This window comes from Streptomyces sp. NBC_00102 (genome assembly GCF_026343115.1).
In the GTDB taxonomy this organism is placed as follows: domain Bacteria; phylum Actinomycetota; class Actinomycetes; order Streptomycetales; family Streptomycetaceae; genus Streptomyces.
On record NZ_JAPEMC010000001.1, the window covers coordinates 312,268 to 336,502 of the forward strand.

At 68.6% G+C, this 24,235-nt stretch carries 19 protein-coding genes, 1 pseudogene and 2 CRISPR repeat arrays; of the genes and pseudogenes, 9 read left to right on the forward strand and 11 right to left on the reverse strand.

The features are described 5' to 3' along the window. Positions 1–88 precede the first annotated feature (88 nt). Entirely contained in the window at positions 89–493 is a 405-nt protein-coding gene (locus tag OHA55_RS01480) for a hypothetical protein (RefSeq protein WP_266702005.1), read from the reverse strand. Then, entirely contained in the window at positions 490–1,344 is an 855-nt protein-coding gene (locus OHA55_RS01485) for an IS5 family transposase (protein ID WP_266702006.1), read from the reverse strand. Before OHA55_RS01485 ends, OHA55_RS01480 begins: the two co-directional genes overlap by 4 nt. A 209-nt stretch (positions 1,345–1,553) precedes the next feature. On the opposite strand from OHA55_RS01485, the gene OHA55_RS01490 reads away from it, so the two are divergent. Continuing rightward, on the forward strand, positions 1,554–2,303 hold the full coding sequence (locus tag OHA55_RS01490) for a transposase (RefSeq protein WP_266702007.1): 750 nt from the start codon (positions 1,554–1,556) through the stop codon (positions 2,301–2,303). Positions 2,304–2,342: 39 nt separating this feature from the next. Here OHA55_RS01490 and OHA55_RS01495 read toward each other — a convergent pair whose 3' ends face one another. The 5 genes from OHA55_RS01495 to OHA55_RS01515 form a co-directional block, all read right to left on the reverse strand. Further along, positions 2,343–2,801, reverse strand: coding sequence for a hypothetical protein (locus OHA55_RS01495; RefSeq protein WP_266702009.1), 459 nt, complete (start codon positions 2,799–2,801; stop codon positions 2,343–2,345). 56 nt (positions 2,802–2,857) lie between these two features. Continuing rightward, complete coding sequence (locus OHA55_RS01500) at positions 2,858–3,685, reverse strand: DUF6042 family protein (RefSeq protein WP_266702011.1); 828 nt, start codon at positions 3,683–3,685, stop codon at positions 2,858–2,860. 103 nt (positions 3,686–3,788) lie between these two features. Continuing rightward, positions 3,789–5,048 (reverse strand): hypothetical protein, encoded by a 1,260-nt coding sequence (locus OHA55_RS01505; protein WP_266702013.1) that lies wholly within the window; start codon positions 5,046–5,048, stop codon positions 3,789–3,791. A 228-nt stretch (positions 5,049–5,276) separates the two neighbouring features. Beyond that, entirely contained in the window at positions 5,277–5,588 is a 312-nt protein-coding gene (locus tag OHA55_RS01510) for a hypothetical protein (RefSeq protein WP_266710381.1), read from the reverse strand. A 2,695-nt stretch (positions 5,589–8,283) separates the two neighbouring features. Then, positions 8,284–8,613 carry a trypco2 family protein gene (locus OHA55_RS01515; protein ID WP_266702015.1) on the reverse strand — a complete coding sequence of 110 codons (330 nt, stop codon included), beginning with the start codon at positions 8,611–8,613 and terminating at the stop codon, positions 8,284–8,286. A gap of 759 nt (positions 8,614–9,372) precedes the next feature. Next, a CRISPR array of direct repeats spans positions 9,373–9,638; the repeat unit is 22 nt; unit sequence CCTCCGCTCGCGCGGAGCGCAC. A gap of 518 nt (positions 9,639–10,156) precedes the next feature. On the opposite strand from OHA55_RS01515, the gene casA reads away from it, so the two are divergent. The 7 genes from casA to cas2e all read left to right on the forward strand — a co-directional run bounded on the left by casA (position 10,157) and on the right by cas2e (position 18,501). Beyond that, positions 10,157–11,656, forward strand: coding sequence for a type I-E CRISPR-associated protein Cse1/CasA (gene casA / locus OHA55_RS01520; RefSeq protein WP_266702017.1), 1,500 nt, complete (start codon positions 10,157–10,159; stop codon positions 11,654–11,656). Between the two features lie 26 nt (positions 11,657–11,682). Further along, positions 11,683–12,288, forward strand: a complete 606-nt coding sequence (gene casB / locus OHA55_RS01525; RefSeq protein ID WP_266702019.1) for a type I-E CRISPR-associated protein Cse2/CasB — start codon at positions 11,683–11,685, stop codon at positions 12,286–12,288. Further along, a complete protein-coding gene (locus OHA55_RS01530; RefSeq protein WP_266702021.1) occupies positions 12,285–13,544 on the forward strand; it encodes a type I-E CRISPR-associated protein Cas7/Cse4/CasC in 1,260 nt (419 codons plus the stop codon). The genes casB and OHA55_RS01530 overlap by 4 nt, the downstream gene beginning before the upstream one ends. 58 nt (positions 13,545–13,602) lie before the next feature. Then, positions 13,603–14,358, forward strand: coding sequence for a type I-E CRISPR-associated protein Cas5/CasD (gene cas5e / locus OHA55_RS01535; protein WP_266702023.1), 756 nt, complete (start codon positions 13,603–13,605; stop codon positions 14,356–14,358). Then, on the forward strand, positions 14,355–15,008 hold the full coding sequence (cas6e, locus tag OHA55_RS01540) for a type I-E CRISPR-associated protein Cas6/Cse3/CasE (RefSeq protein ID WP_266702025.1): 654 nt from the start codon (positions 14,355–14,357) through the stop codon (positions 15,006–15,008). Before cas5e ends, cas6e begins: the two co-directional genes overlap by 4 nt. A gap of 100 nt (positions 15,009–15,108) precedes the next feature. After that, positions 15,109–17,862 carry a CRISPR-associated helicase Cas3' gene (gene cas3 / locus OHA55_RS01545; protein ID WP_266702027.1) on the forward strand — a complete coding sequence of 918 codons (2,754 nt, stop codon included), beginning with the start codon at positions 15,109–15,111 and terminating at the stop codon, positions 17,860–17,862. A 327-nt stretch (positions 17,863–18,189) separates the two neighbouring features. Next, on the forward strand, positions 18,190–18,501 hold the full coding sequence (gene cas2e / locus OHA55_RS01550) for a type I-E CRISPR-associated endoribonuclease Cas2e (protein WP_266702029.1): 312 nt from the start codon (positions 18,190–18,192) through the stop codon (positions 18,499–18,501). Positions 18,502–18,519: 18 nt separating this feature from the next. Continuing rightward, positions 18,520–20,196: direct repeats of the CRISPR family, unit length 29 nt; unit sequence GTCCGCTCCGCGCCAGCGGAGGTGAACCG. Between the two features lie 491 nt (positions 20,197–20,687). On the opposite strand, the gene OHA55_RS01555 is transcribed toward cas2e, so the two are convergent. Next, entirely contained in the window at positions 20,688–20,813 is a 126-nt protein-coding gene (locus tag OHA55_RS01555) for a hypothetical protein (protein WP_266711206.1), read from the reverse strand. Between the two features lie 578 nt (positions 20,814–21,391). On the opposite strand from OHA55_RS01555, the pseudogene OHA55_RS01560 reads away from it, so the two are divergent. Continuing rightward, positions 21,392–21,958 (forward strand): annotated as a pseudogene (locus tag OHA55_RS01560) (IS30 family transposase); the annotation flags it as partial. A 27-nt stretch (positions 21,959–21,985) separates the two neighbouring features. On the opposite strand, the gene OHA55_RS01565 reads toward OHA55_RS01560, so the two are convergent. From OHA55_RS01565 to OHA55_RS01575, 3 genes are all read right to left on the reverse strand, one after another. Then, positions 21,986–22,411: a pyridoxamine 5'-phosphate oxidase family protein gene (locus OHA55_RS01565; protein ID WP_266710382.1), complete on the reverse strand. Its 426-nt coding sequence runs from the start codon at positions 22,409–22,411 to the stop codon at positions 21,986–21,988. A gap of 241 nt (positions 22,412–22,652) precedes the next feature. After that, on the reverse strand, positions 22,653–23,273 hold the full coding sequence (locus OHA55_RS01570) for a flavodoxin (protein ID WP_266702031.1): 621 nt from the start codon (positions 23,271–23,273) through the stop codon (positions 22,653–22,655). A 121-nt stretch (positions 23,274–23,394) separates the two neighbouring features. Then, positions 23,395–24,174 carry an SDR family oxidoreductase gene (locus OHA55_RS01575; protein WP_266702033.1) on the reverse strand — a complete coding sequence of 260 codons (780 nt, stop codon included), beginning with the start codon at positions 24,172–24,174 and terminating at the stop codon, positions 23,395–23,397. Positions 24,175–24,235: the final 61 nt, after the last annotated feature.

The following is a 24,235-nucleotide window of genomic DNA, read 5'->3' on the forward strand; positions in this document are numbered from 1 at the left end:
CGCCAAGCCGTTCAGGCAGCCGTTGGCACACCGGTCAGCGAAGCCTGAAGGAAAGCCTTGAACTTGTAGTGAGCGTTTTCAGAGGGCGTTAAGTCCGTTTCTGGTAGCGGCCTCGTCCGGGTTGGGTGAGGAAGCCTTGGCGGGTGAGGCGTCCGAGGCGGCTGCGGGTGACGTTCATGGCCGGGTCGTCGGTGGGCATGCCGAGGAGTTCGTGCAGTTCCCGGACTCGGAATGCCTGGTCGGGGTGCTGGTTGAAGGCGTTCACGATGGCTTGGTAGGTGGTGGCCTGTTCGGGCGGATCGAGCTCGCCTCCGGTGCCGGTCGGCACGATTTCGGCGATGACCTTTCGGGTGGTGGCCAGGTCCGCGAGACGCGCTTCGGTCTCGGCGAGTGCGTCGGTCAAGTCCTCGATCTGACTGCGGAGTTCATCGGCACGGGCAACGGCTTCGTCGTGGCGGGCCTGGAGATCCGTCAGGAACTCGGTGATGTTCACGCGGCCGTCCTGAGGGTGTCGCGCCAGGTGGGGGTGGGTGTGGTGAGGCGACGGGACATGTTCGCGGTGGAGGCCCAGTAGACGCGTGAGGCGGAGGTGTCGGGCCGGTGGTCGTACTCGCGGGCCAGTCGCCGGTGCAGCATCAGGGTGCCGTTGACCTGCTCGACCACCCACCGTTTCGGCTGCGGGACAAAGCCCTTGCCCTTGTCGGCCGGGTTGCGGCGCACGACCTCGACGGTGATGTCCAGCAGTGCCCCGTGGATGATGACTTCGTCCTTGAAGCCCTGGTCCACCAGGGCCTTCTCCAGACGGTTCCCGCACCGTTCAGCGGCCTGGTCGAGCAGGGCGGTGCCTGCGGCGTTGTCGGGGGCGGAGGCGGCCAGGACGACGACGCCGATGATCAGCCCCAGCACGTCGACGGCCAGTCCCCGCTTGCGCCCCGGCGTCCTCTTGTTCACATCCAGTCCCGTCGTGGTCTTCGGGACACCCGCGGCCGCACGCACGGACTGGGTGTCGATGACCACGAGGGACGGGTCCTCTAATCGGCGGGCTTTCTCCCGTACCTGACAGCGCAGGAGTTCCTGGATCCGCTGGTCGAGGCCGTCCTGGCGCCAGAGCGTGAAGTAGTAGAACACCGCCGACCAGGCCGGCAGATCGTGGGGCAGGTAGCGCCACTGACAGCCTGTCCGGTTCTGGTAGAAGATCGCGTTCACGACCTCCCGGAGATCACAGGTCCCGGGGTCTCCGGTCGCCGACCGCCTCACCCGGTCCCGCTTCCAGGCCGTGATCATCGGCTCGATCAACGCCCAATGCTCGTCCGACAAGTCACTCGGATACGGTCTTCGGTCCATGCCCGCATCCCAGCATGCACATGGCGAACGGCTGGCTCGTACGGCGATCAGTCCCACGATCGAGCGATCACGAACCGAGGAAGATCGGACTTAACGCCCTCTCAGCAGGGCCACCGATCGGGTGATGGCCTCGGTGCCCGCAACGGACAGGGCTCCCGTGCCGTTGGGTGAGGTGTTCGAAGTCTCAACCTGCCGGTCCAGGAGCCCTGTTGGTTCCCTATCCTGCCGCACTCGACCTGCCGCATGCGCTGGTCGAGTGGGTCACGATGCTCATCGTCACCCGTGAGGGTGACCGACGCTGCAAGCTTCCGCCGCACCAGCGGGCCTTGGTCGCTCTCGTCTACCTGCGCAAGCACGACACCCTCGCCCAGATCGCCGCCGGCTTCGGCATATCTGTCGGCACCGCCCACGCCTACACCACCGCGGTCGTGCGACTGCTGGCCGACCGGGCACCGGGGCTGCTCAAGACCCTGCGTGAACACGATCCCGAGTACGTGCTCCTGGACGGCACCCTCAGTGAGTGCGACCGACTGGGCGACGGACGCGCTGACTACTCGCACAAGCACCGCCGCCACGGCGTGAACGTGCAGGTCGTCACCGATCCCGAAGGCAGGCTGCTGTGGATCTCGCCGGCACTGCCGGGCCGAGCCCACGACCTGACCGCAGCCCGCACCCACCGCATCATCCGGATCTGCGAACGCCAGGGCGTCCCGATCGTCGCCGACCGCGCCTACATCGGCGCGGGCCCCTGGGTCACCACCGCCATCCGACGCCCGCCCAACGGTGAACTCACCCAGACCGAACGGACGCTGAACCGCGCACTCGCCCACGCCCGCGCTCCCGTCGAACGAGGCGTCGCCCGGCTGAAGTCCTGGCGGATCTTCCGCCGAAGCCGCTGCAGCCCGAACCGGATGACGGTCATCGCCAAAGCGGTCCTCACCCTGGAGAGGCAACGCTGAAAACGCTCAGTGTTTCGATCGACCAGACCTGACATGGCGTCAATATTCCGCGCGGTGACGGGCGACTTCCTCGACGCTCCACCCTACAAACCCTGCCACGTCCCTGTCGGAGGTGGAGATCGACCCGAGCCAGTCTTGCAACGCTTCAGCGAGGCTCGTGGGCAACCCGGGGTGCTCGACGTCGGTCACGGGGTTGTCGACGTTGTCGATGTGCACCCACATGCCGTCAGGGTCGAAGCGCTGGGCTGCGGCGTCGTACGCCTCGTAGCCGCCGGTCCCGCCAACAATCACCTCGCCGGTGTGCCAGTCGGTGATCTCCCACGTGTCCAGGTAGCTGTTGGTCTGACCACCATCGATAATCCGGTGCCCGGTCCTCTCCAACTCGTTGATACCTTCCCGCCGTGCCTCCTCGTCTGCGAGACGCTGGCGGAGCAGTGCGTTGACGAAGTCACGGACCGCGGCGTCGACGGCCGGCTGCGGGCGGGTGGTGTCGGTCATGGTGGCGCTCTCTGGGTGAGTGGGGAAAACGGAGTCGTGGTTCGGCAGGTTCGTGTTCAGTCCACGCGCCGGATCATCAAGCGGTTCTCGTTGGAGGTCTCCCAGTCCGGGACCAGGTAGAACCGCTGGTGCGCCAGCAGATCCTTCGCGGCCACGACGACCCGCGGGTCCCCGCGGTAGAGCTGAGCATCACCCGTCTCCACGAGCTGCTCCAGGGCGGCCCGCACCTTCTCCAGATCCTCCCCGGTGATCGAGACGAGCCGGTCGAGGGAGGTGAACACCTCGACGGGGTAGTCGAGGTCGTCGATGAGGTGGCGGACGATCCCCTGGTCCGCAGGCTCGGTGTACGCGTAGTGCCGCATCTTCCGCAGCCGGGCCAGAACCGGTTCCGAGAGCGTCAGGGTGTCCTCAGGCAGCGAGAACTCCTCGGGCATGCTCCAGACACCGTCCTCGTAGGCCACGAGCTTGAGGTCGAGCATCGTCTTCACGAGCTCCCGAACCGTCGTCGGAACCGGCATCCCCGCAGCCCGCAACGCACCCGTCAACGTCGCCTCATTCTCTGCTGCGCTGATGCGGATCTCTTCGCGCTCCTCATCGCTCTCCGCAGACTCCAGCTCCTCCTCGTCGAGCCACATGACGGGGGCATTGAGGTCATCGCCGAGAAGACGGAACAGGCCCTCCCGGCTGTCCCCGACGATCTGCTGCACCACCTCGTCAAAGTCCCCCTCGACCTTCCGCACCGTTGCGGTCCCGAGAACCATGCACAGCAACATCCCCTGGTGCTGCGGCAGAACATGCCCCCACCCGCTGCTCCACCAGCCGGTGTGCATGGACAGGCTGTCATCGCCAGCGTTGGTGTTCTGGGCGGTGGTGGTGTCGCTCATGGTTCCGTTTCCCCTGCGGAGCTGTGTGCTGGCGTGCGTCCGACCCGTGAAGGGCCTGACGGTGGTAGTAACGCTGAACACGGCGAAGTCGTTTCTGATGTGCTCACGCCGCCATGTCCGCCGACCCGTGCGTCTCCTCGTACTTCCTGCGGCACGACCAGTGCTCCGGCAGCCCTTCCGGGCCCGACATGCTCGCCGGGCCACCGCAGCCGAACCGGCACAGCGGGATTGCGTTGCCCAACGCGTCAACCGCGACCTCAGGGGCCACCGACTCCTTGGTGCGGGTCTCAAGGACGATGGCACGGCCTGCGCGCCGCGTCTTCGGCTCGGCCCGCACCTCGGACGCCGGACGATCCTCAGTGCATCGATCTCTCCGGAAGCCCTCCCTAACCGATGGCGCCCGCTTCTTCTCCTCCGTGACCGGGCCGTTCGCTTCTACGTACTTCTGCCACTGCTGTACCGGAAGCCACCCGTGCTGACCCTCCCGCTGGAAAGGAACACGCTCGCCGGCCGCCGCCTCCACAATGAATTGCGTGAGGGTCAGGTTTGCCGGATCGTCCGGCCGCGCAAATCCGCTCGACAGGTGGGCGGGGACGAGAACGCGGTGCCAGCCCCCGCAGTACCCGGTGGCAGTGGGGTTCTCCGGGTCGTAGGCAATCTCGGGGCATCGGTCAAGCGCACCGCTTGGACTGCAGCGCCCCTCCTCCAGAACGAAGTTGCCGTCCCGGATCTGAATCGGGTTCTTCTGCACACGGATGACAGAGGCCGGCAGGTCGGGAGTGCGGACGTACGGGACGATGCCAATACCCGCATGGTCGGGGCTGGCGAAATCCCAGACCGACCGAATGCCACCGCGGCGCCGGAACCCCTCGCGGGCGCGCATCCCGCGAGCGGTCTGCTCACTCAGCTGGGGCTCGTAGCCGAGGACGATGCCGTCGGCCCCGCTGATACGCACATCGAGGCGGGCGTGCCCTTCGGCGGCCGACGACTCGATCGTGGCAGCGAAGCCGTGGTCCGCGGAGTCCTGCGCGACCCGTTCCTTGCGGGCAAGGTGCTCGTCAGACTCGTGGCTGATGGGCCTCTCCCCGCGCTTGCGGTAATGGGAAGCGAGCCACACACCGTTCCGCTCAACCAGGTACATGGCCACCCGACGCCCCCGGGCGTTCCGGCAGTCCGGACAGATCAGCCCTCGCTGCTCAACCGGGACGCGCTTCCGCATGCGCAGGAGCTCCGCCATGAGGGCTTCGCCGTACGGGACGCCGAGATCAGCCCGGTCGAGATCGAGATTGATGCCGGCCGGTTCATAGTGAACCGGGTTCCGGAAGAGTTCTTCGTCGCTGTCGAGCTCGAGATCGCCGTCCATGGGTGCTCCCCGCAGCCGCCACGAATAGGACGAGCAACGCTACTGCACAGGTCTGACAATGGGGGCTGAACTGGAGAAATAGACCGCCCGCCTCCAACTCGGACCGGGCTGAAGGCGATTGGTCAGGATCATGGTTCTTTGATCTGCCGCAGGTTCAGCGGCGCTCACGAAAGCTCGTAGGTTCTCGGGCGCAGCCCGCCCGCCTTGCCCGGCCGTGCTGCGGGAATGTCATTCGTCGGCTGGTCGGGGCGTATCGCCGGAGTGGTAGAAGCAACATGTCACACCGGGGGCCGGTGCTCGCGGTTCGTCGGGGCGGGGGAGGTAGAGTGCCTGGCCGCCGGGGAATTGCCCGCGTTCGGTGGTCAGGGCTGCGCCAGTGTCGATCTCGTCCTTCGTCCAGTCCGTGATGTCCAGGAGTAGCCCGTCCAGCGGCCCGCCGATGAGTGCGGCGTAGGTCCGCCACGGCACTGGGCCCGGGTTGGGGCCTTCGTGGTCGTCCCCGTAGACCCGGCGTCGCAGCATCTCCCAACGCCTGTTCATGCGTCCCAGCGTCTCCGGTGCCGACGGCAACGGGGTTGTGCCCAGCAGTGTTCTGGGCATGCCCGCAGTTGGTGTGGGTGATCGCGGGGCTTCCTGGAGTTGGCCGAATGAGATGCGCCAGGTGTAGGTCAGGGTTGTAAGGCCGGCCGCGAAAAGGGTCGACCACAGGAGCCAGTCCGGGGGCCAGTGCGGGGGCCAGTGCTGGTTGAGCATGAGGGCGGACAGAGTCGTCACCGCGATGGTGAAGAGCGGTGCGATCCAAGAGAGGGCATGGGCTCCGAGTCGGCGTCCGCCGAAGGTAATCGCGATGGTCAAGTGCAGGCTCACGTTGATGGGGACGAAGAGCCACATGAACCAGCCGTCGTCCTTAGTGCTGGTGGTGAGCGCAACGGCGGATGGGACGGCCGCGACCAGGACCAGGTGGCAGAGGCCGAGGAAGGTGACGACGATCCGAGTGAGTCGGCCGACCTGTGGTTTCACCACGACTAAGTGGGAGTCGGCAGTGGAAGCTTCAGGAGTCGGCTGTTCCGGGGCTTCGGTCTCTTGGGTGAGGGGCATGCCGATCAGCTCCTCCAGGTCGTCCCTGTCGGCAGAGGTCCGCTCATGGGCCTCGCGGATGAGGCTGCGGGCCCACTGGTAGGTGCCGGGGTCGGCGTCCGGATCTGCGGCGCGGTCGGCGACGGCGTGTTCGAGGCCGGCGAGCCAATGGCGGGCGTGGTCGGTGCCGAGTTCAGCGGTGATGGTCTGTGCCGCGACTGGCAGGAGGCGTTCGGGGTCGGCGGCGACGGCCCGGTGTGCACCGGCGGCGAGGCCGGGCTGGTCCTGGGCGGTGCGGGCAATGGTGCTGAGGGTCTGGTGGCGCTGCTCGGTGGCGAGGGAGTCGTGCTGGAGGAATGCTTCGATGAACTCCTCGCCGGTGTCGGTCTCGACTTCGGCGAGCCAGGCAGCGGCGAGGGGTTCGCCGACAGCGCCCCAGTGGGCTCCGTCGGTGGCTGGGTAGGCGGCGGTCAGCACGTCGTCGAGGGCGGCCAGGTGGCGGGCGTCGGGAAGGGCTGTGATCCCGAAGCCGCGGTGGTGGACGTCGAAGGCCGCCCGCACGGCGGCGCGGCCGTCCTGTGCGGTGCGTGCTCCGGCGAGGAACTGGGCGGTGACCAGGGAGCGGAGCAGTTTGTCGTCGGTGGTGCCTGCGGGAAGGCGTGCTTCAGCGACGCGCCGTACGTACTCCACTTCGTTCGCGAGCAGGACCTCCATGGGGTGGTCGTTGCGGGCGAACTCAGGGTTGGCGTGGGCCAGTACGTCGGCGAGCGCGGCGATGTGGAGGTAGATCACCGGCTGCCGAGTGGCGTGCTCGATGTCGGCGCCGAAGAGGCGTGGCGCGTCGGCGACGACACGGTCCGGCCAGGAGTCATCGCCGTGTCCGGCCTGCTGGAGCAGGCGGATACGGCGGGCGAAGGCCGCCTTCGCCTGAACGTAGATGTCCTCCGGATTGTGGCCGTCGAACGCGCTGTCGGGCGTGAGGGAGAAGGCGTGCCCGACAGGGCCGACGCGCCGCGTGCGCAGGTATCGCCGGAGCGCCGGCCACCAGGTGTCGTGTCCGCGGGCCAGGAGCAGGACCCGGATGACGGCGCCTTCGTGTGAGGCGGCCAAGGCCGCCACGAGGTCGCGGATCTGGGGGAGGCGGGTTTCCGCGAGGTCGACGGCCAGGAGCAGCGGGTAGTGGGCCGCGGCGAGGACTCGGTAGTCGGCGTGGCTGGGGTGGTCGGCGAGGAAGCCCCCGCTCCACGGCCCCTGATTGCCGGAGCCTGCGGTGAGCCGGTTCAGGACCTCGGTGAGGAGACGGGATTTGCCCGTGCCGCCCAGCCCTGTCACGGCAGCGACGTCGATGCGAGCCGGGCCTCTGCACCACTGCTCGATCTGTTGAACGAGTCCGTTGACGCCGGTGAGGTCGGTGACCCGGGAGCGTGGATCGAGCAGGTAGGTGGAGGACAGCTGAGGGTCGGGGGCGTTGTCCAGCAGGGGCCGGAGGTCAGCGGGCTGGAGGCTCGGGGTCATGCCGGTGTGAGCGGCGACCGCAGGGGCGAAGCCGTCGGCGGCAAGCAGATGCGAGAGCGGCACCACCATGAGGGTCCGGTCCCACTGGCGGTCGACAAGGCGGGCGAGACCGATCAGCACGCCGTTGCAGAAAACGCCTGCGCCGGAAAGCCCCTGCCAATTCTTGACGTTGGTCGGCACCGCACCGTCGACTTCGAGGCCATACAGCTTTGAGCGTGACCCGGTGTGCGGAGCGATGATGCCCTCCACCGTTTTCAGGTCGTCGACGTACAGCTCGGTACGGACTGAGGCGCGGCGGCGCATCGCCTTGGGAAACCCCGTCATCGAGCACATGGGGCGACGATCCGGGTAGTCACACACCAGCTCGCCCCAGCGCACGATGCCCAGGCCAGCTCCGACCAGAGCACGGTCGGCCTTCAGCAGCACCGCGTCCAGTTCGGCGTTCTCCCACACCACCACCGCCTCGGTGAAGCCGGCACTCGCCGTGTCCCGGACGGCGACATCGCCCTCTCCGGGCAAGGCCACGTGGTAGGCAGTGAGCACCAGGCCAGGCGCGATCAGGCAGCCGGTCCCGTACGAATCCTTGGACTGGTTGGTGACCTCAACCGTTCGCAGAGCCGCTCCCCCCATCACACTGCCCTTCCTAACGCAGGCCAGCCACCGGTCCGCCGCGGCCTCCACCGGAGTCGCCGATCAGCAAATCGCTGCCTTCGCCGTCCGGAGCCACCGCCAAGGTGACCGTCATGCGATGCGTGGCCGACTTCGCCCGCTCACCCTTTGCGTCCGCGGAAACCACGAACGCCTTCACCCCGCCGCCTGCCGACGCGGTCTGCCGCAGCTCGATCCCCAAGTCCAGCACGATTTCCTTGACCGTGAACCGGAACGGCGAACCCTCCCCGTCCTGCTGCGCCGCCGCCAGTCCCCCGCGTACCGCCTTGATCGCTTCAGACAGTTCAGTGGGCTCGAACTCCATGGATTCCCCCTTGATCGACTTCTACGGAGAGCAGCCTGCCGGCCAGTACCCGGCAGCCGAAAGACACGACCGACCTGCCCGGCGCAGCTGACAGAGTAGTCATCGCGGTGAGCCGGAACGGCACCCACGACGGAGGCCATAGCAGTAGAACTGCAGCACCCCTCCAACCCCCCGGGTCACAGCCGCTGGCTGGATTCCAGGATGCATCGGCGCATTCGATGCCCAGCGAAGCCCTGATGACGAGCAATCCCAGTCTGCTGTAACGATGCCGCTCCCACCCGAGTACCGGGCGGCTATGCCAGTTTCCGATGGGCCTCGACGTAACTCCGCCGATTCGCGCCCGCTTTCAGCGAGCGGCTACGAGTATCGCGACCGGATCGCCGCCCCGCCCAATCTTCGAAAAAGTGGCGAGAACACGCCAGTTTCGAGTGCTGGTCCTGCTGGGAGAGTAATAGCCCCGATCTTGCATGACGGGCCACCGACGAGGTCGGCGGACCGTTTCGCCTTCGGTGGCTGCCAGCGAGCGCGGTCGCGGCCCGGGGTGGCGTCGAGTGAGCGCCGGGTTGCACTGCTCTACGTGGGCGGACCGGCGGTCCCGCCATCGGGAGTCCACACGGTGATGGGCCCTCGATCAGCACCGCCCTTCGGGATCCATGGTCACGAGGCGGGCGCGAGAGTCATGGGCCACCGGCGTTACCGCTCCCCTGGCCCCGGCACGGCCGCTCCTTCAGTCCTCTCGCGCACGAACGATCACCAACTCCTCCGCTCGCGCGGAGCGCACGTGCCGATGATCGGTGCTGAACGGTCGAAGTTCGGTTCACCTCCGCTCGCGCGGAGCGCACTCGGAGGCACTTGGTGTCGCCGTGCTGGTGCTCGGCTCACCTCCGCTCGCGCGGAGCGCACTCCGTAGCCTGCCGCTCGCAGGCCCGGCCGTCCGGTTCACCTCCGCTCTCGCGGAACGCACCGCATGCTGGATGCCCTCCAGCGCGGTGCTCGCGGTTCACCTCCGCTCGCGCGGAACGCACCCTGTTCCACCTGCCGCTGAAGAACGGTTTTGCCGTGCCTTTACGGCGGGCGAAGTGCACGGATTGCCCTGCAGTCCGAGTGTACAGCCCGCCCTCCGCCCTGCCGTGGGATTGGAGGATCGCGGACCGCACGTACGGGGTCTCCGGATGCGCTACCACCACCAAGAACCAAGCATGGCCAGTTGGCTCTTGGCTGGATTTGACCCAAGTCCACGGAAGGCCCGGGGCGCCTCCGCGAGCGACTGTACAGGCCGCCACTGACAGTTCAGAGAGTCGGTTGCGGGCCCGTCTCACCTCACTTTATGTTGTTCCCGTCGCCGGGCGAAAGACCGGCAAATGCACCCATTTATAAGGGCAGTTGTCTGCACTGCCTCTCCCGCACAAATGTCTCGCGATCCCGGCTGGAGCTGCTCTCTGTGGTGAATGTGCTGACGTCGCCATGTGCGCCATTCAAGTGGCGCCCTGACGCCGATCCTCAAGAACTGAAACGGTTGGCGCCAGGCGCACTTCCTGCGGCGGTGCCGGGTTCAACGAGCCTGACCCCGCTCTGCGACGCGCTTACCGCGGGGCATCTGGGGACGCTCGACGTCGCCAACGTGGCGGTCTCCTCCTGCTTACGCCGCCTTCTCGTGGTCCTGTTCATCCGCGTGAGCGGCCTCGACATCGCGGATCCCGACGCGTGGGAGGACCGTTGGGACGAACTCCTCTCCCAGGGGCGCCTGGACCCGGCCGCCGTGGCCGAGTACTCCGCCCTGTGGGGGCACCGGTTCGAGATGGATGATGATGACCGGCCGTTCCTCCAGGACCCGCGACTCGCCGAGGAGTGCGGGGGGCCGGCACCGCCGGCGAAGCTCGTCATGACCCGGGCCTCGGGGAACAACCAGCCCTGGATGGACCGGACTCCGCAAGACGAGCCGGTCCTCCCCTGGGAGGCGTTCTGGTGGGTCCTCGTGTGGCGGCTGTACGGGCCGTGCGGCCTCGGGGCGAACCGCACCCACAACGGAGTCGAGCACAAGTCAATGGCGGCCGCACCACTTCGGTCCGTCATCTCCTGGCACCCCGAGACCGGCAACGAGTTCATCAACCTCCTGTTGTCGGCACCGCACCCCGCCGACGTACCTGTCACCGGGGTCGATCTGCCCGAGTGGGAACAGGACGACCTTCCCGACCCGTTCCGGCCCGAGCTTCCCACCGGGCCCGTGTCCCGGCTCATCAACCGGGCCGCGCACGCGACGCTCACCGGCGCCGACCCGGCCACCGGCCAGATCACTCGTGTCTGGACGGCGTGGCGCAGCCCAGTGCCCAGCGCGTTCAAGGACGCCGGGGCGAGGAAGGCCGCAGAGGCCGCGGCAGCGGCTATCACGGCGGCAGAAGACCCGTTCCTGGTCAACCGGGTCGTCGGAGGTCCCGTTCGCGCTCACCACGCCCGTGCTCTTGTCCGGGATTTCGAGTCGCTGGTTCACATCAGGCGCCCCGGTGACACCACGAAGTCCGCCACGACTCCGCCGGCGTGGGTCCGGCTCCTGGACACCCTTCCTGTGGAGGCGCTCGACCGGATCGGTCCTGTCCGGGCCCGGGCCCTTGCCTGCCATCAGGACAAGCAGGAGAAGGAGGAGCTCTGGTTCGAGCAGATCACGCCGGTGCCGGTAGCCGCGTTCACTTCCGGCCGCAACCCCGAGAAGGCCGCCCTGGTCGCCGCCGCCCGTAAGACCGCCGAGGACACCGCGAAGGACTTGGCCGCCGCGCTCCGGTCCGCGTGGAACGCGATGAGTCCTGACCCGCGCTCGGAATGCCCGTGGACCCGCCACACGATCGCCGCCTATTGGGAGCGCACCGATGCTCTCTTCTGGCAGGCCATCACCGACGGCAGCAAGCCACAACTCCGTTCTCTCGCGGTCGCTTTGTACGACGAGGCGACTCGCGCCGACGCCGCCACCTCCGCCGGCCTGGTCCCCATCGCCACCGCCCGCGCGAGCCTCACCCATCCCAAGGCCCGGCGCGGAAAGCGGAGCGAATGACCCCAGCTACGAGAAGGAACCTGTCTGTGACAACGGAATCACCGCCCGACCGCAACGGCCTGGCCACTTACGAGCGGTTCATGGCAACCGTGCGCCGAGCCTGCGCTTCCCCCGAGGGACGCGCGACCCTCCGCCAGGGCCTCGCCGACAACCTCGAAAACCCCTGGCCCCTGTACATGCATCTGATGCCCGCCGGCGGCATCCCCGTCCGCAAGGACACCCCGCCCCACGCCCAGCGCCAGGCCGAACTCCCGTTCCTGATGACCGCCGCCCTGTACGCCGTCCACGACGCTCCCAACCCCCGCGCCGGCGACAAACCGCTCGCTGTCCGCCAGCCCGTTCCGGCGAAGCAGTGGGAGAACCTCGGCTGGTCCCTCGCCAGAGCCGCAGGAACCGGTATGCGCCGCGAAACAGCCATCGGGCTTCTCTCCCACCTGTGCGAGCTCGACCACGACGCGCTGATCGCCGAACTCCCCGCCACCATAAGCCTGCTGCGCTCGAACCGAGTCCCGGTCAAGTGGCCGGTCCTGCTGCGCGACCTCATCCGCTACCAGCGCTGGGCCCCGGATGTCCGTATCGACTGGGCCCGCGCCTACACCATGCCCGTCCGCCCGAAGGAGACCAGCAAGTGACCCCGCTGTACATCGACGTCCATATCATCCATTCCGCCCCCTACAGCAATCTCAACCGCGACCGGCAGGGCGCCCCCAAGACGGGAACGTACGGCGGGGTGCCCCGTCCGCGACTGTCTTCCCAGCACGGCCGCCGCCACAGCCGAACTCACATGGAGGAGGCTCTGGGAGAGCGCGCCCGCCGTACCCGTGGCACCCCCGGCGCCGTCGCCGGCCGCCTGCATGAGTCGGGTTGGGACAAGGACACTGCCCTCGCCGCGGCGCAGATGCTCATCCTCGCCGCGGGCGTCAAGGGGCTCGGTCTGTCGGAGGGCGGAGGCACCAACGCCCTGCTTTTCCTCCCGGAGAGCGCGTTCGACTCGCTGGCCGAGATCGCCGAAGCCCACCGCGACGCGCTCACGAAGGCCGCGTCCGCTGCGGCAAAGGCCATCGCCCAGGCCGCATCGAAGGCCGAAAGCTCGCCCGCCGACGACGAGTCCGAAGACGGCTTCGAGGACGACGCGGAAGAAGAGGCCGCCGAGACCGGGCCCCTCGCCGCGGCGTACAAGAAGATCCCTGCCGCTGACCGCAAGGCGCTCCAGGCGTCCGTCCTGGAGGTCCTGCGCCAGCGCAACGCCTCGATCGCCGCGTTCGGCCGCATGCTGGCCAACGAAGCCGGATCCTCCGTGTCGGGCGCCGTGCAGATGGCCCACAGCATCGCCACCCACTCGGGTCCGAGCCAGATCGACTTCTTCTCTGCGGTCGACGACCTGCTCCACGAGGCACGACAGGAAACCGGCGCGGGCCACATGGGCGACCAGCGATTCACTTCCGCCACCTTCTACCGCTACGCCACCCTCAACGTCCGCGAGCTCATCGGCAACCTCGACGGCGACACCGACACCGCGCAGCAGGTGATCGACGCGTTCCTGCGTGCCTTCCCGCTCGCGATCATGCCCGCCAAGGCATCCGGCACTGCGCCCCACACCGTCCCCCACCTCATCCACATCGCCGTCCGCACCGACCGGCCCATCAACCTCGCAGGTGCGTTCGAGACGCCCGTCCCCGCCACGGCCGACGGTTATGTTCCGGCCTCCCTCGACGCCCTCAACGCCCACGCGGCTGCCCACGCCCGGATGCTCGGCACCAGCCGGATCGCCGACCACGGTCACGTCACCCTCAGCGACAGCGAGTTCGCCGCCCTCGGCGACCGTGTCAACGCCTTCGATGACCTGATCACCCGCACCCTGCACAGCGTCGCCAAGCACACCAACTGAACAGCGGGCCGCTCCGCGCCGGCGGAGACCATCCCGTCCATCCCACCGAGGAGGAGCCGTGACCGGCTTTGTCATGCATATTTCCGCCGCCCAGCAAAGCTGGGGCGGTCCGGCTGACTTCAAAGTCAGGCCCACCCACACCGCGCCCACCAGGTCGGGCCTCACCGGCCTGCTCGCCTCCGCCCTCGGACGCCCCCGCAAGCATGACAACAGCGACCTCGCCGAACTCCGCTACGTCATCCGCGTCGACCGCCCCGGGCACCGCGAGATGGACTTCCACACCATCGGCGGCGGCTACCACCGTGAACTCACCGCGCCCACCGCCGCCGGCACACGCAAGAAGGATGGCGAGGGAACCATGCTGACCGAGCGGTGGTACCTGGCCGACGCCGCGTTCACCGTCGCCGTCACGGGCCCCACCCACATCACCGCGCTCGCCGCACACGCCCTCACCGAGCCGGTGTTCGCGCCCTACCTGGGCCGCCGCTCCTGCCCACCCGACAGCCCGCTCCTTCTGCGCACCGGCCTCGACGATCCGGTCGCCGAACTCGACCGCGCCCCCCTGCACGCAGACCCTCCACCTCACGCCGCCACGATCGACGTCACCTTCGTCCACGACACCCCGCGATCCCCCGGTCTCCCGGCAACCACCACCGTCCGAGACGTCCCCTCACCCGGCCGCACCTTCACCACCCGCGACCTCTGGGAATCCCGGCGCACCCTCCCCGCCAGCCTCTGCGCCGGCCGCGGCACCCCCTGGATCACCGCGCTCACCGCCTACGCGCAGCCCACCGCCCTCCCGGAGACCTCATGACGACCCCGAACCCCACCGTCCACCTGGCACGCATCACCCTCAACCCCCGTTCGCGCGACGTCCACCACGACCTGCGCGACCACACCGCCCTCCACCGTCGCGTCAGCGCCCTCTTCCCCGACCAGGGCGGAGACAGCCCCCGCACCGTCCACAACGTGCTCTACCGCCTCGAACGCGAACTCAGCGGCGCCAGCCTCCTCGTCCAGTCGACCGCCATCACCGTCAACCGCAACGCCCTCCCCGCCAACTACATGGCCGACGGCATCGACTACCGCGAACTCACTCCGCTCCTGGACTGGGCGACGCCCGGCAGAACCGTCCGCTACCGCATCGACGCCCATCCCCTCAAGACCGAGTTCGTCCGCGGCCAACGGGGACGCCGCATCCCGCTGACCGGAGAGGCCGCTCTCACCTGGTGGGAGCGCAAAGCCGCGGACGCCGGCCTCACTCCCCACCTCGTCCTCGACACCCCCCAACCCCCCGTCCTCGCCACTCGCGGCGAGAAGAAGCGCGCCCACCTGTCCGTCACACGGTTCGACGGCATCGCCACCGTCACCGACCCAGGAGCCCTCCGCCAAGCCATCACCACCGGCATCGGCCAGGGGCGCGCCTTCGGCGTCGGCCTCCTGTCCATCGCACCGCACCGTTGAGTCCAGGGCGACATCGGGCCGGAGTCCGGGTAACCGTGGATCTTCGCGGCCCGACGTTCCCTCCACCACAAGACCGCTATTCCTCAGCCGGAGAACTCTGATGATGCAACGCCCTGTCGATGACCGACTGTGGGCCAAGTTCCACGGGCTCGAAGACCTGGGCCCCTATCCCGTCATCTGCCACCTGATCGACACGGCGATGATCGTCGGCGAACTGTGGGACCAGTACCTCACCGCAGGCCAACGCCACCTCATCGCCACCGGCTGGGGAGTCAGCGAGTCACACGCACGACACCTGCTCATGTTCTGGGCCGGGCTCCACGACCTGGGCAAAATCTGCCCGGCCTTCCCCCACCAAGCCCCGCAAGCAGCAGTCGGCCTGCGCGCGGACCCCGCCTACCCCATGCCGGACGACAGTACCGCCATCCGTCACGAACGCGTCTCCCACCTGACCGTACCCGCGCTGCTCGTACAAGCGGGCTACCCGACCGACGGCCGCCCCCTACGGTCGGTCGCCCACCAGATCGGGCAGATCCTCGGCGGCCACCACGGCACCTACGGCGACGCCCTCGACGCGCACACCCTGGCCAGCCCCCACGACCAGGAGCCCCGCGTCGGGAAGGAAGGCTGGAACGAACAACGGGCAGTTCATCTGAGCACCATGCAGACCCTGTGCGCCAGCCCCGAACCCCCCACCCGGTCCGCCCCCGCGGGAGCCTGCCTCATCGCCACGGGACTGATCGTCCTCGCCGACTGGCTCGCCTCCCGCATCTCCTGGGTCCGCTCCCGCCACCAGGAACGCGAGCACTCTCCCGACGCCCAGGACTGGGAAGCACACGCGCGGCGCGCCCGTAAGGCAGCGTCGAAAGCCCTCGCCGACGCCCAACTGACCGCCCCGGTATGGAAACCCGCCGAGTCGTTCACCGAGATGTTCCCGTTCATCACTCACCCCCATCCCCTCCAGACCGACCTCGCCCGGCGCCTTCCCCGACATGTCAGAGGTCCGGGTCTCGTCGTCATCACCGCCCCCACCGGCGACGGCAAGACGGAAGCAGCACTGTTCGCCGCACACATCCTCGGGCACGCGTCAGGCAGCGAAGGGCTCGGCGTGTTCCTGCCGACCATGGCCACCACCGACGCCATGCACACACGTATCTGCGAACACGTGACCCAGAGTGCCGACGGCCCCATGCCGGTCACCCTGCTGCACTCCATGGCCTGGCTCAACGCCACCTACAACGCCGACACCGACCGCATCCTCACCAACGCCCCTTTCCTCGCCGGCGAGTGGCTCAGAGGACGCCACTGCGGGCTCCTCGCCGGCGCGGCCGTCGGCACCTGGGACACCGCCGCCCTGGCGGCATTCCCCATCCGCTACAACGCCATGCGCTGGCTGGGCCTCACCGGCAAGACGATCATCATCGACGAGGCTCACGCCTACGACGCCTACGGACACCGTGTCACCGAACGCCTCCTGGAATGGCTCGGCCACACCCGGACTCCGGTGATCCTGCTGTCCGCCACGCTCACCGGCACCATCGCCACCCGCCTCGCCACCGCCTACCGCACCGGCGCCGGACACACCACACCCGTCACCATCGCCCCCGCCTATCCGGGCTGGACCCACATCGACGCCCAAACCGGCACCGTCACCACCAGCGACACCCTCGCAACCACCCGCGCCCGCCGCCTGGCCATCAACCTCCACCACGTTCACCACCAAGCCGACCCGACCACTCCCGACAGCCGCCTCGCCACCCTCACCCTCACCCTCCAGCCCATGATCGACGAAAGCCGCGGCTGCGCAGCGATCGTCTGCAACACCGTCGCCGACGCCCAAGCCACCGCCCGCCACCTGCGCACTTCATGGACCGGCCCCGGCGCCCCACTCGTTCAGCTGCTGCACGCCCGAATGCCGGCGCGCCAACGCCAAGGCGTCACACGCCGCATCGAAAACTGGGCCGGCAAACCACGCGCCGCCCGCACCACCGCCTGTGGCGCCTACGTCCCCGCCCGCGGCCGCCGCCCCACCCGACCGGTCATCGTCGTCGCCACCCAGGTCATCGAACAATCCCTCGACGTCGACTTCGACCACGTCATCACGGACCTCGCCCCCATTGCGCTCCTCCTCCAGCGGGCCGGCCGCTGCCACCGCCACCCCCGCGCAGACCGCCCCGCATGGGCCCCCACCCCAGCCATGACCGTCCTCATCCCCACCGGAAAACTCCCACCTCGCCCGTGGGGCACCGTCTACAGCGAAACCCTCCTCGACCGCACCGTCACAGCCCTCCAACACCTCCACCGCGGCATCTGCGCCATCCCCGAAGACGTTCAGCACCTCGTCGACGACGTCTACACGATCGACTGGACCACCACCGCCGCTGCCAATGACCAAGCAACCGAACAAGCCCAGCGAGCCACCGCCGACACCGCCACCCTCCCCACCCCCACCCGCCCCATCCGCGACCTCCGCCCCCTCACCACCATCGACGACGAAGACCTCATCGCCACCCGACTCGGCGCGGACACCACCCGCATCCTCCCCGTCTGGACCGACACCGACGGCCGACTCTGGCTCGACCGCAGAGCACGCCACCGCCCCCTTCCCACCCACATCAGCCCCACCGACACCAAAGCCATCCGCGACCTGATGTCCCGTACCGTCCAAATCGACCACCGCTGGCTCCAAGGACGCCACCCCGACACCGACACCCCGACCGGCTGGAGAAACATCGGCGCCCTACGAGATGTCCTCCTTCTGCCCCAACGCGCCACCCGCACAGGCACACAGCCCTACCGACTCAACGGCAAGATCATCCACCTCCACCCCCTCGACGGCCTCGTACGCGACTAACGAACACCCCACACGCACTGCACCCTGACAAAAGGACAGATTCGAACCAGGAACTCCCTGCGCAAGCAGAGGTAGCCCGTCCTTGGGCCATGCGAAAGCAACCAGCCAACCGCCTTCTCCGCTCCAGCGGAGGTAGACCGTGGCGCCGGATCGCGCTCGACCCCAACACGTCGTCCTCTCCGCACGAGCGGAGGAGAGCCGTACTCCTCCCCCGTCGTCACCGACATCCAACTCGTCGCCCTGTAGGCCCCGTCGTCGGCTCCGTCCCCGCCTACATCAACCACGGCAAACACGCACGACCCACACACCTGAAGGGCACGGCCGCTCATGTCCTCGATGATCGTCATCCCGGCCACCGCCGTCCCCGACCACCTGCGCGGCGCCCTCACCCGCTGGCTCCTCGAAGTCACCCCCGAGCTCTACGTCGGCACCGTCTCCGCCAAAGTCCGCGACGAACTCTGGGCCGCCGACGCCGCCAGCACCCACGACGGCATCGCCGTCCTCGCCCACCCCGCCGACAACGAACAAGGCTTTACCCTCAGGACCGCGGGCACCCACCGCCGCGAACACGTCGACTTCGGCAGGCTCACCCTCGCCGCCTTCCGTAGAGAAAGTCAAGAAATGGCAAACCCCCTCTAATGCCGCAGGTCAAAAAGGGTCCGCTCCGCGCCAGCGGAGGTGAACCGTCTTCGGCGACGCCACCGTATCCGGCGTGTTCGTCCGCTCCGCGCCAGCGGAGGTGAACCGCTCATGGCCCGGCCGATCTCGTGCGGCTCCAGGTCCGCTCCGCGCCAGCGGAGGTGAACCGCCGTTCGCGGCGGTCAGCGCGAGCAGGAGAACGTCCGCTCCGCGCCAGCGGAGGTGAACCGGGCTACCTCAACGTAGCTGGTGGTGGCTTGATGTCCGCTCCGCGCCAGCGGAGGTGAACCGGCCGCCAACCGGTTCGACCTCGCCAACCCCGAGTCCGCTCCGCGCCAGCGGAGGTGAACCGCGTCTCCAGCGGGGCGCTGACATCCGGGCCCGGTCCGCTCCGCGCCAGCGGAGGTGAACCGGCAGAGGAGGCCGACCGCGCCGGCGAACCCCAGTCCGCTCCGCGCCAGCGGAGGTGAACCGAACGCCCAGCGTGGCACCCATCTCCCCCCTGCGTCCGCTCCGCGCCAGCGGAGGTGAACCGAACGCCCAGCGTGGCACCCATCTCCCCCCTGCGTCCGCTCCGCGCCAGCGGAGGTGAACCGAACGCCCAGCGTGGCACCCATCTCCCCCCTGCGTCCGCTCCGCGCCAGCGGAGGTGAACCGACCCGCCACTACACCCGCCCGTTGAACTCCCCGTCCGCTCCGCGCCAGCGGAGGTGAACCGACCTCGCGCGGGGAGTACGTCCCGGCCGCGACGTCCGCTCCGCGCCAGCGGAGGTGAACCGCGGGTCCTTACCGTGGCCCTTCAGCCGCTGGAGTCCGCTCCGCGCCAGCGGAGGTGAACCGGTCTTGACCATGACTAGCAACCGTCCGGCATAGTCCGCTCCGCGCCAGCGGAGGTGAACCGCCGGTCGCGGAGCTCGACTCGGCCGAGGCCGGGTCCGCTCCGCGCCAGCGGAGGTGAACCGCCCTCGATGTTGAGGGGAGAGAGGTTGGTGATGTCCGCTCCGCGCCAGCGGAGGTGCACCGCTCCGGGCGGTGTCGGACGGCGAGACCCGGGCGTCCGCTCCGCGCCAGCGGAGGTGAACCGGACGTACGCCAGGACGTGAGCGGTGGACTGCCGTCCGCTCCGCGCCAGCGGAGGTGAACCAAGAGCTGATCACCCTGCTGGGCCCCGACTTCGAGGTCCGCTCCGCGCCAGCGGAGGTGAACCGTGGCAGCGTTTCCAGCTCCTGGCAGCCCTGCGTCCGCTCCGCGCCAGCGGAGGTGAACCGACGACACCGGGCCGGTCGGCCGCGTGGTCGATGTCCGCTCCGCGCCAGCGGAGGTGAACCGACCGCGCGTGCCCACATCACCGCGCTGCGGTCGTCCGCTCCGCGCCAGCGGAGGTGAACCGGCTATGTCGTATCCGTCGGAGCTGTTGCTGGAGTCCGCTCCGCGCCAGCGGAGGTGAACCGGGAGCCATCCTCTGATGATCCGCCTGCCCTCCGTCCGCTCCGCGCCAACGGAGGTGAACCGCCCGGCAGAGCATCGCGCAACTTGTCCACCGTGTCCGCTCCGCGCCAGCGGAGGTGAACCGGACGGCGGCATCGTCGGATGGCTCAAGGACAAGTCCGCTCCGCGCCAGCGGAGGTGAACCGTTCGTCAGGCCCTGCGCGTCCAGCAGTTCGGGGTCCGCTCCGCGCGAGCGGAGGTGAGCGGGGAAGGCGGGACCTCACCGCGCACCCTAAGTCTCCCCAGCAGGCCCACCAAGTCCTACTCGGTTAGCCTACTGCGCTGCGTAGCTCTCAGGCCGCCCTCGCGGACACTGCTGACGCTCTCGGACCATGAGGGCCCCGACTTCGGCACTGCGCGCCTCTCATACGCCAACTGAACCTCGCTGGTCGACCTTTACAGCATGCGCCATTCCGGATCGGAGACAACCACCGTTTGCTTTCCAGTTCCCTCGGTCAGCACCAGATAGGCGCACGACGGTGCAACAACCCAGCGTGACACCGGCGTAGCCAGGCGCACCTTCCTACTCCCGGGCGCAGCGCTCGCTACACGTGGGACCGCTGGGGAGAATCTGGGGAGTGTCGAGGGCCCTGGGGAGCGTGTGGGGAGAACCGGCTGCACAACCCAGAACGAAACCGAAAGGCTGGGAAATACTCATCCTCGCAGTTCAGAGACCTGATGAGCCATGAATCCGCAGGTCAGCGCCGCCAGGTGGACAACTTCATGACGTACGTACCGAGGTCGTCGGCCTCGACGATCCCGGGGAGCGAACCTCCCTCACGCAATGGCGTGACATAGCGGGTCGCAACAACCTCTTTCAGCACTTTCGCAGGCCACCAATCTCTTCAACCTTGCATTCCACGGAAGCCCTCGTGCGGGTGCAGCGGGGCGACGAGCCGACCGGCGACGCTGGGGAGAATCTGGGGAGTTTCGACCGGCATGACGCCCCTCACTCCCCGAGCAGCCCGTCGATGGCACCGCACCCCTTGCCGCCGGCCTCCGGCGTGAAGTGAGCATAGTAACTCAGCGTGATCGAGGGAGCCAATGCCCGAGCCGCTGGGCCAAGGTCACGACGGACTCCGTACGTCCCCCCGGCCCCAAGCCCCCCGTCCCCTTGCGTTCCAGTGGTCGTCGCAACACCCCAGCTCAGGGGATGCGATGGGGTTCGGAGCCCGCAAGGACCGAAGGCCACAAGGGCGCAAGAAGCTCCATGTCGAGCGGGAGGAACACTTCCGGCTCGTGCAAACAGGGCTACAGCAGTGCAGAGGCGGCCAAGCGTGTAGGCGTCCATCCGCGGACCGCTCGCGGGCGGCGCAACGGCCGTCTGCTCAGCGGCAGGGACGGCCGGTACCTCGGGGAACACGAACGCATTCACATCACTGACTGGCTGCGGGAGAAGGCATCCATCCGCACGATCGCCACCGAGCTGGGCCGCAGCCCCTCGACCATCAGTCGCGAGATACGCCGCAACGGCGCCCTTTGGCGTGGCACCGAATGGACCTACCGGCCCTACGTGCCCCAGTCCCGCGCCGACGCCCGCCGGCCCGTCCCAAGCCCGGGAAGATCGGCCAGTGCCCCCGGCTGCGGGACTTCATTCAAGAGCATCTGGAACAGCGCTGGAGCCCTGAGTAGACAGCCCAGCAGCTCCGCCGGGACTTCCCCTGCGACCTGGAGATGCGTGCGATGTGTGTGACGCACGAGACGATCTACCAGGCCCTCTACGTCCAAGGCCGCGGAGAGCTCCGCCGCGAACATGCCGGTCTACTTCTGCAACCCCGCCAGCCCCTGGCAGCGCGGGTCGAACGAGAACACGGACGGCCTGCTCCGGCAGTACTTCCCCAAGGGCTCGGACCTGGCCGTCCACAGTCGCGAGCACCTGAACGCTGTCGCCGCCGAACTCAACAGCCGCCCACGCAAAACGCTCGGCTGGGAAACCCCGGCCGAGCGCCTGTCGAGACTTCTGACCACAACATGGTCGCTCAGATCGCAGTCCGCTTCACTCAGCGTCTCCTACGGCCGCGTAGCTCAGATCGTGCGCTGTCAGAGACGAGGGCTCCAGCCTCAGCCAGACCGTGCCCCGCACCTTTGGGTCGTCGCGCAGGTAGTGGACGAAGCGTGTGTCCCACCGGGACTCGTCCGAACCCAAGTATCGGACCAGCTTGCGGCGGCCACGGGCGACATCGAAGGGAACAAGTTCAGCACGCCCCCGAGCAATGACCTGACGGACAAGGCCAGTAGCGACGTCACACACGTCCACGACAAGGGCAATCCGTGGTTCTGCGCTCACCCGGTGGAAGAGCTTGGTCCATGGCCCAGTCAGTATCCAGAAGGCACCCTCCTCCCAGACGAACCACACGGGCCGCACGGTCGGCCCGTCAGTCGCCACGCGGGCGGTGAGTGGCTGACTGAGGAAAACATCGATGTCAAAGGGCGAAGAAGTCACGTCTCCATGGTCGTTCTCCGGTCTGCGACCGGACACCCCGACCTTTGGCCTACGTCCTTCAGGGCAAATGGTGCCTGCCGACTCACCAGGATCGTCGCAACATACGAAGTGTTGCGACGATCCCTGGAATCCGCCCCCGCGGGTGGAGCTGCGCCGGGGCCCCGTCCGAGCCGCGGCTACCCCTCCCCCTGACTCTCGCGAGGAGGCGGCCGCAAGCCGGTCAGTCCCGGAGGAGCCCGACGGTGCGGAGCCAGGAGTCCACGGCAGCACCGCCCTTGCGGACTTCCTCGCCGCGTACGGCGAGCCCTTGCCCGATGGTCGCGCCGGGGCAGGAGGCCGCGTAGTCGTGCTCGGTGGTGCCCAGTCCGCTCATGGCGTACGTGGTGACCGGGTGGACGGTCTTGCCGCGGAAGTCGAACGCGTCGGTGAACGTCGACATGATCATCGGGGCGCGGACGTTCCAGATGGGGCCGGCCAGCAGCACCGTGCCGTACGGGGCGATCGAGTCCGGCAGATCAGCGATGGCGGGGCGGGCGTTGGCGTCCTGCTCGCGGACGTTGCGAGCCACGGTCTCCTCGTAGTCGTCCGGGTAGGGGTCGACGGCCTCGATGCGGTGCACGTCGCAGTCGATGCGCTCGCGGATCATCCGGGCGAGGACTTCGGTGTTGCCCGTGGTGAGGTTGGTACGCCCGCCGTAGGAGTAGTTCTCGCCGGGCCGGGAGAAGTAGGCGAGCAGAACCCGCTCCCCCGGCGCGGCGACGAGGACGGCCGACGGGTGGTCTCCACCGTCGCGCCCGACGTGGAGGCCGGTGTCGCGCCGCCGCCCTTCGAGGGGGAACACGCGCTGATCTGGGCTCCGGTCACCAGGGTCGCTCCTGTCAGTAGTGCGCCACGCAGGAGCGCGCGACGTCCGATTGCTGCCCGTGGGCCGGTCCGTGCGGCATGGTGACGGTCGTCTGGACTCATGCGCCGCTCGTGTTCGCCGTACGGATCACGGTCAAGTCGGCGCGCAGGCGTGCGGGTTCGGCCTCGACGGGAAGATCGGCCGGGTCCAGCGCGCCGTCCAGGGCATGGGGGGCGTCGGCCTTGAGGGGGGCGAAGAGCCCGGTCCAGTCGGACGGCTCGTTGCCCTCTTCGGCGATCAGTTCGAAGGTCTTGCCCAGCGCGGTGTCGGTCAGCAGGCTGCGTACGAGGGTTTCGGCGATCTGCTCGCTCGCGATGCCTCCGTCGATCGTCCCGCCCTGTTCCAGGACGAGCCGCCGCTGGGTGGGGCCGGCGTGGTCGAACCATCCGGGCCGCACGATCGTGTAAGGGAGCCCGGCGGCCCGAAGGAGCCGCTCGGACCGCCGCTTCCACGGCGAGGCGTTGGGGACGTCGGTACGCGTGGCGTAGACGGAGGTCATCAGGGCCACGCGCGGGCGGGCGCCGTCGAGGACGGACAGGACGTTGCGGACGCCTCCGTAGTCGATGTGCTCACGGGCGTCGGGGCGGGGGTCGCCGCCGGAGCCGTGGGTGAACACGATGGCGTCGACGCCCCGGACCGCGCTCCGCAGCGAGGCGGGATCTTCCAGGTCTCCCTGGACGAGGTCGACGCCGGGCAGTTGCCGTGCGGCGCGCCGCACGTCGCGGACCAGGGCCCGCGGGCGCAGGCCGTGGCGCTGGGCGACGCGCACGGCGAGCTGCCCGATGGTTCCGGTCGCGCCGACCATGAGCACGTCGGTGATCTTCTGCTGCTGGTCCATGGTGATCTCCTGCTCCTTGAAGTGGCCGCTCGGAGGCGGGGCGGAGCGGGTGGGCGGGGCC